11 protein-coding genes are annotated in these 14351 nt (G+C 47.8%); 7 read left to right on the top strand and 4 right to left on the bottom strand.

Annotated features, from left to right (window positions below):
- Positions 1-102 precede the first annotated feature (102 nt).
- A complete protein-coding gene (gene sbcB, locus YC6258_RS20640) occupies positions 103-1536 on the top strand; it encodes an exodeoxyribonuclease I (RefSeq protein ID WP_044618603.1) in 1434 nt (477 codons plus the stop codon).
- Here sbcB and YC6258_RS20635 read toward each other — a convergent pair whose 3' ends face one another.
- Complete coding sequence (locus YC6258_RS20635) at positions 1537-2283, bottom strand: enoyl-CoA hydratase (protein ID WP_044618602.1); 747 nt, start codon at positions 2281-2283, stop codon at positions 1537-1539.
- A 377-nt stretch (positions 2284-2660) separates the two neighbouring features.
- On the opposite strand from YC6258_RS20635, the gene YC6258_RS20630 reads away from it, so the two are divergent.
- Together YC6258_RS20630 and YC6258_RS20625 are read left to right on the top strand one after the other, a co-directional pair.
- On the top strand, positions 2661-4169 hold the full coding sequence (locus tag YC6258_RS20630) for a fumarate hydratase (protein ID WP_044618601.1): 1509 nt from the start codon (positions 2661-2663) through the stop codon (positions 4167-4169).
- A gap of 177 nt (positions 4170-4346) precedes the next feature.
- Positions 4347-5354, top strand: a complete 1008-nt coding sequence (locus YC6258_RS20625; protein WP_044618600.1) for a histidine kinase — start codon at positions 4347-4349, stop codon at positions 5352-5354.
- A gap of 139 nt (positions 5355-5493) precedes the next feature.
- Here the strand turns inward: YC6258_RS20625 and YC6258_RS20620 are convergent, their stop codons facing one another.
- Positions 5494-8406: an insulinase family protein gene (locus YC6258_RS20620; protein WP_044618599.1), complete on the bottom strand. Its 2913-nt coding sequence runs from the start codon at positions 8404-8406 to the stop codon at positions 5494-5496.
- A gap of 153 nt (positions 8407-8559) precedes the next feature.
- Between YC6258_RS20620 and trxA the strand changes: the two genes are divergently transcribed.
- Positions 8560-9414, top strand: a complete 855-nt coding sequence (trxA, locus tag YC6258_RS20615) for a thioredoxin (protein WP_044618598.1) — start codon at positions 8560-8562, stop codon at positions 9412-9414.
- 24 nt (positions 9415-9438) lie between these two features.
- Here the strand turns inward: trxA and YC6258_RS20610 are convergent, their stop codons facing one another.
- Together YC6258_RS20610 and YC6258_RS20605 are read right to left on the bottom strand one after the other, a co-directional pair.
- Complete coding sequence (locus YC6258_RS20610) at positions 9439-10353, bottom strand: LysR family transcriptional regulator (protein ID WP_044618597.1); 915 nt, start codon at positions 10351-10353, stop codon at positions 9439-9441.
- 5 nt (positions 10354-10358) lie between these two features.
- Complete coding sequence (locus tag YC6258_RS20605) at positions 10359-11348, bottom strand: class I SAM-dependent methyltransferase (RefSeq protein ID WP_169749003.1); 990 nt, start codon at positions 11346-11348, stop codon at positions 10359-10361.
- A 520-nt stretch (positions 11349-11868) separates the two neighbouring features.
- On the opposite strand from YC6258_RS20605, the gene YC6258_RS20595 reads away from it, so the two are divergent.
- The 3 genes from YC6258_RS20595 to YC6258_RS20585 all read left to right on the top strand — a co-directional run bounded on the left by YC6258_RS20595 (position 11869) and on the right by YC6258_RS20585 (position 14334).
- Positions 11869-12375 carry a hypothetical protein gene (locus tag YC6258_RS20595; protein WP_144407705.1) on the top strand — a complete coding sequence of 169 codons (507 nt, stop codon included), beginning with the start codon at positions 11869-11871 and terminating at the stop codon, positions 12373-12375.
- Between the two features lie 405 nt (positions 12376-12780).
- On the top strand, positions 12781-12972 hold the full coding sequence (locus YC6258_RS20590) for a hypothetical protein (protein ID WP_044618594.1): 192 nt from the start codon (positions 12781-12783) through the stop codon (positions 12970-12972).
- A gap of 381 nt (positions 12973-13353) precedes the next feature.
- Positions 13354-14334 (top strand): GNAT family N-acetyltransferase, encoded by a 981-nt coding sequence (locus tag YC6258_RS20585; protein WP_052830442.1) that lies wholly within the window; start codon positions 13354-13356, stop codon positions 14332-14334.
- Positions 14335-14351: the final 17 nt, after the last annotated feature.

Below are 14351 nucleotides of genomic sequence, written 5' to 3'. Positions count from 1 at the left end.
TAGTGCGCTTATTTTGCAATAGTTCGCTAAGCACAGATTTGGATGCCAGCCGTTAATCTGTGGCATAGTGTACAACGACTGTTTGAAGAAAGGAGTACCCGATTGAGCGCAACTTTGCTTTGGTATGACTATGAGACCTGGGGCAGCGATCCCCGGCGGGACCGGGCAGCTCAGTTTGCGGCTGTGCGTACCGATATGGAGTTGAATCAGATCGGTGAGCCGATCGATCTATTGTGCAAGCCTGCCCTGGATACTGTCATTGATCCGGGTGCCTGTCAGATTACCCATATTTCCCCCAAAACCGCACTGGCGCGGGGAGTGAGCGAGCTGGAATTTGCCAATTTGATTCACGCGCAGATGAGTCAGCCGCAAACCTGTACGCTGGGCTACAACAGTATTCGTTTCGATGATGAGCTGACCCGGTTTCTGTTTTACCGGAATTTACTCGATCCCTATGAGCGCGAATGGAAGCATGGTAATTCACGCTGGGATTTATTGGATGTTGCGCGTCTGACTTATGCACTGCGCCCTGAAGGTATTCACTGGCCGACCGGTCTGGACGGAAAAACCAGTTTTCGCCTGGAACTGTTGACCCAGGCTAATGGTATTCAGCATGAGTCTGCTCATGATGCCGTCAGTGATGTGAAGGCCACGATTGCGTTTGCCCGGCTGATCCGGTCGGTGCAGCCCAGATTGTTCGATTTTGCTTTTTCGTTAAGACAGAAGCAGACAGTGCAAGAGCAGTTTGACTTTATCCAACGTAAACCGGTGCTGCATATTTCTGGAATGTTTCCGGTGGAGCAGGGCTGTATGGCGGTGGTTGCGCCCATTGGTGTTCATCCGCTCAATCGTAATGAAATCATCTGTTTTAACCTGGATCAGGACCCGGAACTATTGCTGCAATTAAGTGCTGAGGAAATCAGCCAGCGCTTGTTCACCGCTACGGCGGATTTGCCGGAAGGGGTCGAACGTATTGGTCTTAAGAGCATTCATGCCAATAAGAGTCCGATGGTGGTTCCGGTGAAAATGTTGGATCAGGATGTAGCCAGGCGGTTCGGTTTTGATCTGGAACGTTTGCGTCAGCATGCAGCCAAGTTACAGCAGATGCCGCATATTGATCAGAAAATCGCTGAAATCTATAGCCGTGAGCCAATGCCGGAGGTCGATCCGGATGAGGCGTTATATGCCGGGTTTATCAACGATGCCGACAAGAGTCTGATGTCCACGTTTCGTAGCCTTTCTCCAGAGCAAATGGCGGAATTTAGCGGACATTTCAGCGATTCCCGGCTGAATGCGCTGGCGTTTCGCCTGCGGGCCAGAAATTATCCCAATACGTTGCAGGGAGAAGAAAAACAGCGCTGGCTTGAACGTTGTCGGGAAGTGTTTACTCAACAGACCAGTGGTTGCCCACGTACCGGTGAGCAGGCTTTGGATCAACTGCAGCAGTATCGCCTGGAAAGCCCGGAAGACGAAGTGCTCTGGAATGATATTGAACAGCACCTGCTGTTACAGCGACAGGCACTGCTCGGTTCCTGATTATGATTTCTGGGTAAAAAAGCTGGCGAGTATCTGGCGGACTTCTTCGCTTTGCAGTCGCCGGCTGAATAATTCCCCTTCCCGTTCAATCGCTTCAAGTGCCTGATGGATAAACTGGTGTTTGAGTAGTGCCTTGCTTTGTTTGACGGCCTCGACCGGCAGTTTGGCCAGCTTCATGGCCTTTTGCTTGGCGGCTGTCAGATAGTGCTCATCTCCGAAGACTGCATTGACAATGCCGAGTTGTCTGGCGGTCTCTGCATCGAATGCTTCACCGAGAACCAGTAGCTCAAAGGCTTTTACATGACCCAGCATTGCCGGTAGCAGATAAGTGGAAGCGAATTCCGGCACCAGGCCCAGTTTGACAAACGGCAACTGAAATTCGGCACTCTCACCGCAATACACCAGATCTGCATGCAGACAGATGGTCGTGCCGATGCCCACCGCAGGGCCGTTGACGGCGCAGATCAATGGCTTGGGAAATTCCGTGACTGTTCTGAGGAATTGAAACACCGGGGCATCGGTGTTCAGGTCAGACTGCTCCAGAAAATCGGTCAGGTCATTGCCGGCGGTAAAGCAAAATGGCTGGCCGTTAAGGAGTACTACGTGGATTCCATCGTCCTGCTTGGCCTCAATCAGGGCATCCGTTAACTGCTGATACATGGCAGTCGTCAGCGCATTACGCTTCTCCGGACGGTTTAATTCGATCTCAAGCAGAGTCTCCTGCCGGGTAATATGAATATGGCTCATCGCTAATGGCTCCCGTTTATTATTGTGGATTCGGGGGAAATACCGCTCCCCGGAGCATGACATCTTTATAGCATGCGCGTTCAGCTGACAAAATTAAATGAGTCAGGTCGGAGGAACCAGTCACTTTTTTCATTAGTGAGGCGTTGTTAATGGTGGAGACAAAACTCTCTATGCCTGTGCGTTCGCTGATGACAATCGCAACAGACATTTAATGTAGTTGCCTGTGCTATTGATGTATGGCGGTTTATACTAGCCCCGAATTTGCTACCGTTGCATGGTTTACCGGGACACCTCGATTGAAACTGGTCCTTCCCCGATTTATCAGGCCCAGGCAACCGGCAATGTCTAATATTGGCACTTCCAGACAGGAGTTATCCATGACCACTATCCAGCAGGATGATTTGATTCAAAGCGTCTGTGATGCTTTGCAATTTATTTCCTACTATCACCCCAAAGATTTTATTCAGGCTGTTCATCAGGCCTATGAACGAGAAGAATCCCAGGCGGCCAAGGACGCCATGGCACAGATTCTGATCAACTCCCGTATGTGTGCAGAAGGACATCGACCGATCTGTCAGGATACCGGAATTGTAACGGTATTCCTGAAAGTCGGTATGAATGTCCGTTTTGAAGGGGATATGAGTCTGGCAGATATGGTGAACGAAGGTGTTCGCAGGGCATATTTGCTACCGGATAATGTGTTGCGTGCATCTGTCCTGGCTGATCCCGACGGTGCCCGTAAAAACACCCGGGACAATACCCCCGCAGTGATTCATACCGAAATTGTACCCGGCGATAAGTTGGAGGTTCATGTGGCAGCGAAAGGAGGTGGTAGTGAGGCCAAATCCAAGTTTGCCATGTTGAACCCATCTGACTCGGTTGTGGACTGGGTATTGAAAATGATTCCACAAATGGGGGCCGGTTGGTGTCCACCCGGTATGCTTGGTATCGGTATTGGCGGAACAGCAGAGAAAGCCATGTTGATGGCGAAGGAATCGTTACTTGAACCGATTGATATTCAGGAGTTGATTGCCAGAGGCCCAAGTACTCGTGCTGAAGAGTTGCGAATTGAGCTGTATGAAAAAGTGAACCAACTGGGAATTGGAGCTCAAGGGCTGGGCGGATTGACGACCGTGCTGGACGTTAAAGTGATGGATTGTCCGACTCATGCTGCCAACAAGCCGGTGGCCATTATTCCAAACTGCGCGGCGACCCGGCATACACATTTCACTCTGGATGGTTCAGGTGTGGCAGAACTGACACCTCCAGACCTGGATGACTGGCCCAACATCACCTGGGATGCCGGTCCAACGGCATTGTCTGTGAATGTTGATGAGCTGACGCCTGAAAAAGTGGCTGAATTCAAACCCGGACAGACACTGTTGCTGAATGGCACTATCCTGACGGGACGTGATGCCGCACATAAACGTCTAGTGGATATGATTTCCAGGGGCGAAGAATTACCGGTGGATTTCACCAACAAGCTGATCTACTACGTGGGACCGGTTGATCCGGTTGCTGATGAAGTGGTGGGTCCGGCCGGTCCAACGACGGCAACCCGAATGGATAAGTTTACTGAAACCGTGCTGGAAAAAACCGGTCTGATCGGCATGATTGGTAAAGCTGAGCGCGGCGATATTGCCATTGATGCCATTAAGAAACATAAATCAGTCTATCTCATGGCCGTGGGTGGAGCCGCCTACCTGGTTTCCAAAGCCATTAAGAAAGCCAAAGTGGTTGCGTTTGAAGATCTCGGCATGGAAGCGATTTATGAGTTCGAGGTGAAAGATATGCCAGTAACTGTGGCGGTGGATTCCCAGGGAACATCCGTACATAAAACCGGACCTCAGGAATGGTCCGCCAGGATTCAGGCCAAAAGTATCTGATCGTCAGTGAAGACTAACCCGGTGATCTGATCATCGGGTTTTCTTCTTTCTACAACGGTTGTTTCTGTTCTCAAAACCCTTTCAATTTCACATTCTCTGCTATCCTGAGTCTGTTTACTGGGCTACTCTTAAGCACGCTACCAAATTAATTTTGTTTGATAATAAATAAGGAATGCCATGTCCAGACAGCATTGGGTGAGACTGTGTTTTGCTTTTTCAGGTGTATTGTTGCTGGGGCTGATCGTCTTTTACATCACGTTGATGACTCGTCAGAACAGCGTTCTGATGGCAAGCACTTTAGTCATTCTGGTATTGGTTCTGTTGTCTGGCCTGATGGCAGCGGCCGGCAGCCGGACGTTAGGGGACCAACTGCGTAAAGAGCAGACCCGTCTGAAGCGGATTCTGGAAGAGAATCATCTGACTGCCGAAAAACTTGAGTATGACGCATCCACAGCGATTGCCCAACGCCGGATGATGATGAAAGAGGTGGAAAACAAAGACCGTTTACTGGTGCGTATGGCTGAAATTCTTGAGACCGCAATGAACGAGCAACAGCAAGAGGTTTCACTATTGGCCGGAGTGGTCAGTGATGAATTTGTGAATCGAACTGAACTTCTCAGTAAGTATGCAAAAGATCTTGGCGTGCTGGGATTGTTTCATCTCAATGAACTTAAAGGTGCAAAGGAGTCCGTCCGGTTTGAGTATCTGCTAGAGAAAGAAATTGTCCGTCTTGAACCATTGTCTCAAACGTTTGGGGTAAAGGTCATGGTTGAAAACGAAGAAGAGCAGATTAGCGTTTATGCTCACCGTGAGCAGCTTGAAAACTTTACTCACCGTCTACTGGAAACGGCGATACGGATCAGTGCCGGCACGCAAATTAATATTCACTTGATTTCGTATCACGATGCAGAGATGGGTGAAGTGGTGCGGATACAACTGCGAATGAATAGTCGGGAACTGGATACTTCGCAACGTCAGCAACTATTCTTGCAATATCTCCAGCTCCGGGACTCTGATGGCAGGGATATCAGTCCTGGTCTGTCACCAGTCATCGTGCAGGCTCTGGTCAACTCAATGGGTGGGCAAATCTCTCATGATATTCGGGATGATGGACAGTTTGAGTTCCTGGTGTTGCTGCCATTGTTATCCGAAACATCTGACCGTCGTTCGGAAGAAGTTTACTGAGTCTACTGAATCGAGTTTGCGGACGGAGCGGACTGACCGTCCGCGTGATCCCCGATGATCAAGCATACCAGGGATGATGTACTGAAAATGGATTCAAGCTGTTCGTACACTGAATCCATTTTCATCTGATATAGATTGTTTACAGCTTGCCATCGGTAAAACTGAACGTCGCCTTACCTTTCTGGAAACCTTCCGTTGATCTGATGATCTTTTCACCGGCATGAATGACCCGGTGCTGTTTGTAGTCCTGTTCATGTCCTTTGCCGATGTGGTACACAATCAGTCGTTTGGCATTGTCATTCAGGATGCTGATTTCCATAAATTTCAACACCCCATCCAGCGTAATGGCATTCATTTCCCGAGCGATACGACGTTGTTCATTGAAGTTATAATTGTGGTAGTGCAGGTTATGCCAATAGCGGGTGCCGGCTTCCAGCAGGTTTTTGTCCGGTTCGGTCAGGTTGCTGATTAATCCTTGTTTGTTTTTGTTGAACTCATCCTCGGAGAGCTTTTGCAACCATTGTGGAGCCTCATTCAGGAATTTTTCAATATGTAGTTGCAACAGACCAGGATCCGTTTCCGGAGATTGAATGACAAACGCAAGACCAGGCACTTTCTCAAAATTCAGGTTGCGGGTATATACCGCATAACCCAATTGTTTTTCCGTTCTCAATTGAGTGAAGAACTGATTCTGCAACAACTGGTTGAGCAACATGAACATGGCCAGATCACGATAACCACTGTCTTCGCCCTGATAGTAAATCATGATGGCAGAGTCTGATTCATCAGAATCCACATTCAGATAAGAAGTCTCGTTATTAAGTTTGATAACTTCGTCGGCATTGGTTTCGGTGGCCACTGTCTTGAAGTTAGCGGCGATACGATTACTGAGATTTATCGCCTGGCTTTCTGTCATGTTGCCATGAATCAGGTCCAGCAGTTTGGTTTTGCCGTTAAATTGCTCCCGCACCACTTCCAGATCTTTCGGAGTCAGTTTCTTGAGTTCCGGAATAATCTCTTCACTGGTCAGAAAATTGGGGTCTATCAGGTCATATACCTGCAAATACAACTGATTGAGCAGACGTTCTTTTTTCTGATTATCGAATTTTCTGAGCAGTTCGGCTTTGAGTGCTTCAAACCGGTCTGGTCTGATTTTCAGTGTAACCAGTTCGTTGATAATGTTATCTACAAATAAAGGTAGCTTGTCGTTATAGCCATACACTCTGATGACGACGCCTTGTTGTTCCTGCCATAACTTATATCCCAGCCCTGCCAGTGAGGCTTCGTCGGCGATATCCAGCAATGAATCCTTAACCAGCTCCAGGTATAACAGTGTTTTGATCTGGTTGCTGACATTGGCGCTGAACCAGGCATTTTGCAGTCTGGCTCTCAGGTCCACTTTTGGGGTGTTAAATTTGTTGCTCTGCATGAACCACAGCGTCTGCCCTGGTTCGTCCACATACAGATCCGGTGCGAACTCATACAATGTGCTTGTGGGGTTGGTGCCGGGTAGAACATTGAGGTTAGCCGGGATAAAAGCATTTGGTTCAGGATTGGCGAGATCGGGATCGATACTGGGGTCATTCCAGCGTTTAATGCGCTCATCGCTGATTTTGGTCAGAGAATATGGGGTCTTGTAATAAGATGATTCACGGGTGGTTTTTATGTCCGGCGTCATCAGGCTCAGTGCCATTTGTTCTGGCTTGAGGTATTGCAGCCATTGCTGGATGGCATTTTCGTTGAATTCACCAAAACGGTACGGACCACTGAGCACCTGTGTTTCAGGATAATACTTTAGATTGTTGGACAGGCTCATGGCATAGGAAACCGGCTGATAACTTTCCTGGAAGCGGAAACGAAGATCCTGCAGCTTTTGCATTTCCTCGTATAACCAGGGTTTAACCTGTTGGTCCCTGATCAACTGTATTTCGTCAAATACCAGATTAATAACCTGATCAGTTTGTTTCAATCCCAATGGGGTTAGCTGGATATTCACATTGAACAGAGTCGGATCATCACGATTGTCAGCAAAGTTAACACCAAGACTTTCAATCAATCCCCTGGATTTCAGTACATCGCTGAGACTGCCTTTGGTATCTCGATTCAACAACCAGCTGATGAAAAATGGAGCCCGGGTATTCAAATCGGTTTTGGGGCCAGGTACTGGAAAGGATAAAGTCAGTTTGTGCGTTTGCTTGATGGCTTTGACATTGAGCTGCAGTGGCAACTGGGCATCGGTGAAATAAGGCAGTGTTGGTCCGGTATCTTCGGTGCGATGTTGTGGCACCAATGAAAACAATTCCCTGGCCAGTTGCGCGCTCTGTTGCACCGGAGCCGGGCCGTATATGACCAGCGACATGCGATCAGCCGAATAATGCTGCTGATAGAAGTTGATCAGATCCTGACGCAGACCTTCAGGCTTCAGGGTGTCCAGGCTTCCGACAGTAAATTTACTCGCAGGATGATTGGGACTGACAGACTCTCTGAGAGCGTCGAAGTAACGTCGGTTGTCATCCAGCAGCCCGGTATGAAATTCTGCATCAACGGCATTACGTTCGCGTTCCACATACTCTTCATTAAAGAGTGGTGCGGTAAAAAACTGAGCGAAACGATCCAGTGCCGGTTGGAACTGGTCGGCATTGATATCAAAGAAATATATGGTGTTTTCTGCCATGGTCATGGCGTTCTGGCTGCCGCCATTGCCGCTGATGAATTCACTGAATTCGTCAGCATCCGGGTACTTTTCTGTACCGAGAAACAGCATGTGTTCGAGAAAGTGCGCCAGCCCGGGACGGTCGTCAGGGTTAGCCCAGGATCCTGTGGCAACATTCATAACCGCAGCGGCTGTTTCAACATTGGGGTCGGAGACAACCAAAATGGTTAGCCCGTTATCTAATTGTAGCCATTGGTAATCCCGATTATCGGTGACGGGTTTTTCAATACCAGAGTTTGTGTCTGCTTTTTCGAGTTTTGCCCAGGCCAGACTGCCTGCGGCGAGAGTCAACACGATAACCGTGCTGACAGACCAGAGAAATTTTCGAGAGAGTCGCATTAACAATAAAAACCTTATTTTGTTCCAGATAAGCAAAATACCAGTTAGTAGTGTATCTGTGTGCCACAAATTTGGCGAGTTACGTTGCAATCTCTTGATATGCCCCCAGATTCAGCGTCAGCTTATTGATAAATGACGATTTCAGGCATCTATATGAACGAACATGTAACTCATCTGACGGGTGAAAATATTCAGCAAATTTTAGGGGAAGAATCGTTTGAGCGTCCGGTTCTGGTGGATTTCTGGGCCGACTGGTGCGCTCCCTGCAAGGCTTTGATGCCCGTGCTGGAGCGACTCGCTGCTGAATATGGTGGACAGTTTCTGTTGGCGAAACTGGATACCGAGGCTGAACCACAACTGGCGGCCCAGTTTGGAGTGCGTAATCTTCCAACCGTTGCGTTATTTAAGGATGGACAGGGGGTGGATGCATTTTCCGGAGCATTGCCGGAATCAGAAGTGCGCCAGTTTCTGGATCGCCATTTGCCCAAGGTCTGGGATGAGGACGTCAATCTGGCCAAAAACCTGATGGCAGAAGAGAACTATCTTGAGGCCCTGCCGCTGCTGAAATCTGCCTATGAGATGTCTGGCCATGAAGCAGGTATCGAGCGGCTGTTAATTGAAGTCTATATCCGGACCAAGCGACTGGAAGAGGGAAGAGCACTGCTGGAAGCGATTCCATTTCAGTTTCAGGATGACGATTTTCGTCGTCTTCAGGGGCTTCTGGATCTGGCTGAGAAGGCTAGCGAGACCCCGGAGATCAAAGAGTTACAGGACAAGCTGGACAGTGATCCCGATAATCAGGATCTGAAATACGAGCTGGCTTTACAATATCACTCCGACGGTCGTATCCGCGAAGCGCTGGAACATCTTTATCAGGTGCTGTTGAAAAACAAAGGGTTTCGCGATGGTGCCGCCAGAACCAGTATGGTTGAAATCATTCAGTCGCTTGGGAAAGGGGATTCTCTGGCAGTTGAATATCAACGCAAGCTGTTCACCCTGCTGTACTAGCCAATGATCATGTTATCCGGGAAATCATGTTTCCTGGATAACAATGCCTTCCAGATTTTCCATACAGTTTTCGCGGGCACTGCTGATAAAGTCCTGTACATAACTGCTGCTCAGTTGTTCCGTTCTCACGGCAGCATACAAAGTTGCCCAGACTCCATCTCCCAGGCCCAGTGCGTGAATCAGGTCTTTGTGCAGATATTCTGCCAGCGCCCAATTAGGCAGACAGCAGACGCCGCGTCCGCTGGCAACCAGCTGGATCATCATGACGGTAAGCTCTGCCGTTCGGGTGGCTCTGGGTTTTATCCCGGCTGGCAGTAAAAACTCGCGATAGATATCCAGACGCCCTTTTTCCACGGGATAGGTGATCAGAGTCTCATCCACCAGTTGTTCGGGCCATACCTGCGATTGATTTGCCAGAGGGTGACGAATGGAAACCGCCAGTTTGCTTTCGTACTGGAATAATGGCTCGTAACTCACCCCTTCTAGTGGAATGGGATCAGAAGTGACCACCAGATCCAGCAGGCCCTGTTGCAGAGCTGGCAGTGGTTCAAAGTTGAAGCCACTGGAGAAATCCAGTTCAACCTCGGGCCAACTCTCTCGATACTGATTGATACTTGGAATCAGCCATTGAAAACAGCTGTGACATTCAATGGCAATGTGCAGGCGACCGGCGGTTCCTCCTACCATTTGCTGTATTTCGTCCAGCGTGTTGCTGATTCGAGGCAGGATTTCGTCTGCCAGTGCCAGCAGTTTCTGACCGGCAGGGGTAAAGCTGACCGGGCGTGACTTACGGTTCAGGATGGCTGTATTGAGCCTGTTTTCGAGTTCCCGCACTTGATGCGACACCGCAGACTGGGTCAAATAAATACGTTCAGCTGCTTCTACCAGACTACCGGTATCGCGTATGGCCCGCAGGGTTTTCAGGTGTTTTATATCCATCGCAGTTATCTGTTAAATGCCTGGAGAATTTTAAAACCTTTGGCCTGAGCCAACGTATTGCAATGACCGAAAGCCTGCTCGAACACGGGTTCATATTTCAGAAAGCCATTGGCAACGATGGTGAGTGAACCGCCGCTGGCCAGTCGTGTTTTGGCCTGTCTGATAAACGTTTCGGTGACCGAATACTCGGTTTTGGTGCCCTCATGGAACGGTGGGTTTGAGACAATGTGATTAAACCGTTGATCAAGCTGGTTGAAACCGTCCGAATGCCATAATGTCGCACTTGGCAGGTCGTTGGTTTTCAGTGTCAGTGCCGTTGCCTGAAGCGCGTTATAGGAGATGTCACTGGCATGCATGTTGATATTGGGGTGACGTTGCAGCAAAGTGGCACTGATCAGGCCGCTACCGCAGCCAAAGTCCAGAACTTTGCCACTCAACCTCGGTAGATTTTCCAGCAACAGCAAGCTGCCTTGATCCAGTTTTGTATGTCCAAATACACCAGGAAAGCTGCAGATGGTCAGGCCGCCGGCGGTTTGGACGCGGCTGACCGGTATGTCAGGTGCGGTTTCCGGTGTTGTCGTATCGTTGATCACTTCAAATAAAGAACAGTGACGCGCAGCATCGATTTTCCGCGCAGTCAGGCCCATGGCACTGAAATATTTTGGAACCGTTTTTATGCCGCCTTTGTTTTCGCCGGTCAGCCACAGTTTGCCTCCGGGCGTTAGTTTTGATAATGCCAGCCGGGAGAGGATATCGGCCTCCGATTTGGATTTGGGAAAAAACAAAATGATGTGTTCGACGGCCTCCTCCGGAGCAGTGAGTCCAGCTTGAATCGTTCCATCTGGATGCTGATGGACTACGGCTGCATTGTCGCTGCTGGCAAATTTGAATGGCAGATTCGGCAATGGACCTGCGCCTTTGGGAATGGCGAGATACCAAATGTTGTCAGAAATCTGATCGCGGTGTCGGTCGAGTAAATGGTTGGTTGCGTGCAAAACGGGCATGTCCTAACGATGAATCGGCGCTATTCTATGGCTTGTAGTGTGCTTTTTCATCTCCCATCATGGATGTTGCGGAGTGATGAGGTGAATAAAGCTGATCGGGAGAAGGAAGAGATATCGTTTTGAATAGGGGCAGTGATGTTTCCACTACTGCAATACTGCAGACAAAAAAAAGCCGGAATCGGGGGAGAGTCCGGCAAGGTCATGTGGCATTTGCCAACATGGGAGTAGTCACCATCTGTTGCTGCTACGATCAACAGTGTTACTAATATAGCATTTGCAGTAATTGACAGGAGCGGCCACTACTATTTTTTTTTCATATATATATGCTCAGTTATATCCCCGTTTGAAAATGGCTTAACTATCAGTAGGTTATAAAATGCGAGTAATGAGAGCAAAAGCATGGCATGCAGGGAATTTACTTTTTTTTTCGATACTGGTCTCAATTATCTGCTGCACTCATGTCCTGGCTCAGGACAACCGGCCGCTGGTGACGACTGCTCAGCATCAGAAAATGTGGCTAATTTCACAAAACCGATTGAAGGCAAGGATCAACTCTCAAGTTCGTTATTGGTTGCCGATTTCCATGCCGGTCACAGTTGATACCCGGAAATATCAGCTGTTGGAAAAACTGGATGTTCTGTATCAGGAAGGTTTTTTGACCCGCACAGGTAAGTCTATGGAAATTACCGCGCCGGAATATCTGGTGGTTCCGGCATATGAGTTTAATTTAGCTGCTAAAGGTAAAACTGTATTTGATCCGGATCTTGGTTTTGTTGTTGCGGAACTACGCTTCGTAAAACTGGAACAGATAACCTGGCCTGTCGATGGAGATATGCGGCTTTTAAAGGGTGTTTTCCGGTATCGTTATGCATCCGTACCAGAATGGATATGGGCACCGGCATTTGATCATTATCTGGATGCCGGACACATGCGGGAAAATCTGCCAGCAGGTTACCATGCTGAGTTTTCGATGAGATATGACAATCAGGTCTGGGTTATTGAACAGGTAAAATTTTAGGAGCCTTTAAGTAACTACCTGTATTGCCCATGCGGCGTAACATCCGTTTAAATCGGTCATTGATGTCTTATTAAGCTCGCATTTTTTGATTCAGCATCCACGATGCCTCGGTCGCTGACCTGTGGAGCAGTACAAATAAGCTCTCTATGGAGCGGTCACAGTTTTCTGTCTTGTGTTCCTTGCTGACTTTATCCAGAGATTTTTTCCAAAATAACAGGATTCCGATGCGATTTTTCAGCCTGCTTTGCTATTATTTTTAATTCCAAATTTTATTACTACGCGTTGACTTATATTATTTAATTATTCTCATATATTTCCCTTGCAGTAAGGCTGCAAACATTGCAGCTTATATCTACTTTAATAATAACAATAATAATTAAATAACCTTCGAGCGAGGAGAGTCCAATGGAAACCATTCTGAAATTTTTGTTTAAGCCAGGGTATTACCTGCATGCGGTTTATATTTTATTTACCGGACAGGTCCACAAATCATCCGACGGCAGTTATGTTCATATGAACCAATGGATTGTTTCAACCATGTTTTGGGCGTTACTGTTATTCGGTGTCTGTTGGATGGTGGTGACAGGTATCGTATAAGCCGGTTTTGTGAAAAAACTTATTTATTATATGGATAATATTGCCTCTGCGAGCATTTATGTTGGGTCAGTCATGTGATGCCGGAAGGCATCACCACCGGCAATGCAAACTCAAATAAATCAAGACGCTTCGGGCAACATTGTCAGATAGACCATCAGGGTAACCAGGATTATCTGTTTAATTGCCCCGTGTATGATAAGGGGGGATCGGGGACCGGCCGGATTGTCTTTCCCCTTTGTTTCTGGCCTTCCCAAGGTTTCGGTCTGGAAGGGATTGAATTTCTCTGTCCTTGGCGGAAACAATTCTGTTATCTTTTTGTCATGTGAGTGTTACATAGCCCAAATATAGTGAAAGTTGTCGTCACAGATATGTAATGCTTATATGGCTCAACTAAAACTCAGTGGATTTCAGCTAAAACCCCGGAAAATATCTCTTCCCAGAGTTCAGCTTTTCCGTAAAGGAAAAGTTATCCAGCTCAGATTTCTACAAAAACTTATTGAACCTCAGCCCAATGACGTAATTGCAGGTGAAATTGGTGCGTTTCCGTGTTTGGGAAAAACGCGTGATGGGAAACAGATTTATCTCTGCCAGTTCTCTTCGCAAACCGCATTACTAAAAGAACTGGGGCGTTTGCGGGAAGTTGCTTTTCGTGCGGTTGGAGAGGGCTCAGGCAAGTCCTACGATATCGATCAGTTTGATTTTTATTATGAACATCTCATTTTGTGGGATGAGCGACAGCAGGAAATCGTCGGGGCATACCGGCTGGGTAATGTACAAAAGTTGCTTAAGCGATCAGAGTACAGCCGCCTTTACACTGAGACTTTATTTCAATTCAATCCATCCTTTGACGAGGTTTTGTCTTCAGGCCTGGAACTGGGACGCAGTTTTGTTCAGCCAAAATACTGGGGTAATCGCAGCCTGGATTATTTATGGTATGGCATTGGTGCGTACCTTAAATATAATCCTGACATTCGCTATTTGTTTGGTCCGGTATCCATCAGCGGACAATTGCCAGGAAGAGCAAAAGCGCTGATTGTTTCATTTTATGCCAGCCACTTTGATAATGGTCAAAATTGGGTATCCCCAAAAAATGCTTATAAGATCCCCAAAAAATACCACGAAATATGTCACTTTGGTGCAGATTATCGTGAGGAGTTCAAGCAGCTTCAGGAGCGTTTGAAACGTCTGAGATTAACCGTACCCACGCTCTATAAACAATACGCAGAAGTTGCAGAGGTTGGTGGTGTTACTTTCTGTGCGTTTAATATAGATGTTGATTTTGGATATTGTCTGGACGGTTTTGTAGTAGTGGATTTGACCGCTCTAAAAGAGAATAAACGCAAGCGCTATTTGGGAGAATAATTCTTCGAGTCGTCCGG

It is taken from the genome of Gynuella sunshinyii YC6258, from assembly GCF_000940805.1.
Classification (GTDB): Bacteria; Pseudomonadota; Gammaproteobacteria; order Pseudomonadales; family Natronospirillaceae; genus Gynuella; species Gynuella sunshinyii.
Note: the sequence above shows the minus strand (reverse complement) of the source record. Positions and strands in the feature narration are given on the sequence as shown.

Excerpts from the sequence above, each read along its gene's own strand:
- YC6258_RS20635 (WP_044618602.1), bottom strand. The coding sequence starts at position 2,283 with ATGAGCCATATTCATATTACCCGGCAGGAGACTCTGCTTGAGATCGAA.
- YC6258_RS20630 (WP_044618601.1), top strand. The coding sequence starts at position 2,661 with ATGACCACTATCCAGCAGGATGATTTGATTCAAAGCGTCTGTGATGCT.
- YC6258_RS20625 (WP_044618600.1), top strand. The coding sequence starts at position 4,347 with ATGTCCAGACAGCATTGGGTGAGACTGTGTTTTGCTTTTTCAGGTGTA.
- YC6258_RS20620 (WP_044618599.1), bottom strand. The coding sequence starts at position 8,406 with ATGCGACTCTCTCGAAAATTTCTCTGGTCTGTCAGCACGGTTATCGTG.
- trxA (WP_044618598.1), top strand. The coding sequence starts at position 8,560 with ATGAACGAACATGTAACTCATCTGACGGGTGAAAATATTCAGCAAATT.
- YC6258_RS20610 (WP_044618597.1), bottom strand. The coding sequence starts at position 10,353 with ATGGATATAAAACACCTGAAAACCCTGCGGGCCATACGCGATACCGGT.
- YC6258_RS20595 (WP_144407705.1), top strand. The coding sequence starts at position 11,869 with ATGTGGCTAATTTCACAAAACCGATTGAAGGCAAGGATCAACTCTCAA.
- YC6258_RS20590 (WP_044618594.1), top strand. The coding sequence starts at position 12,781 with ATGGAAACCATTCTGAAATTTTTGTTTAAGCCAGGGTATTACCTGCAT.
- YC6258_RS20585 (WP_052830442.1), top strand. The coding sequence starts at position 13,354 with ATGGCTCAACTAAAACTCAGTGGATTTCAGCTAAAACCCCGGAAAATA.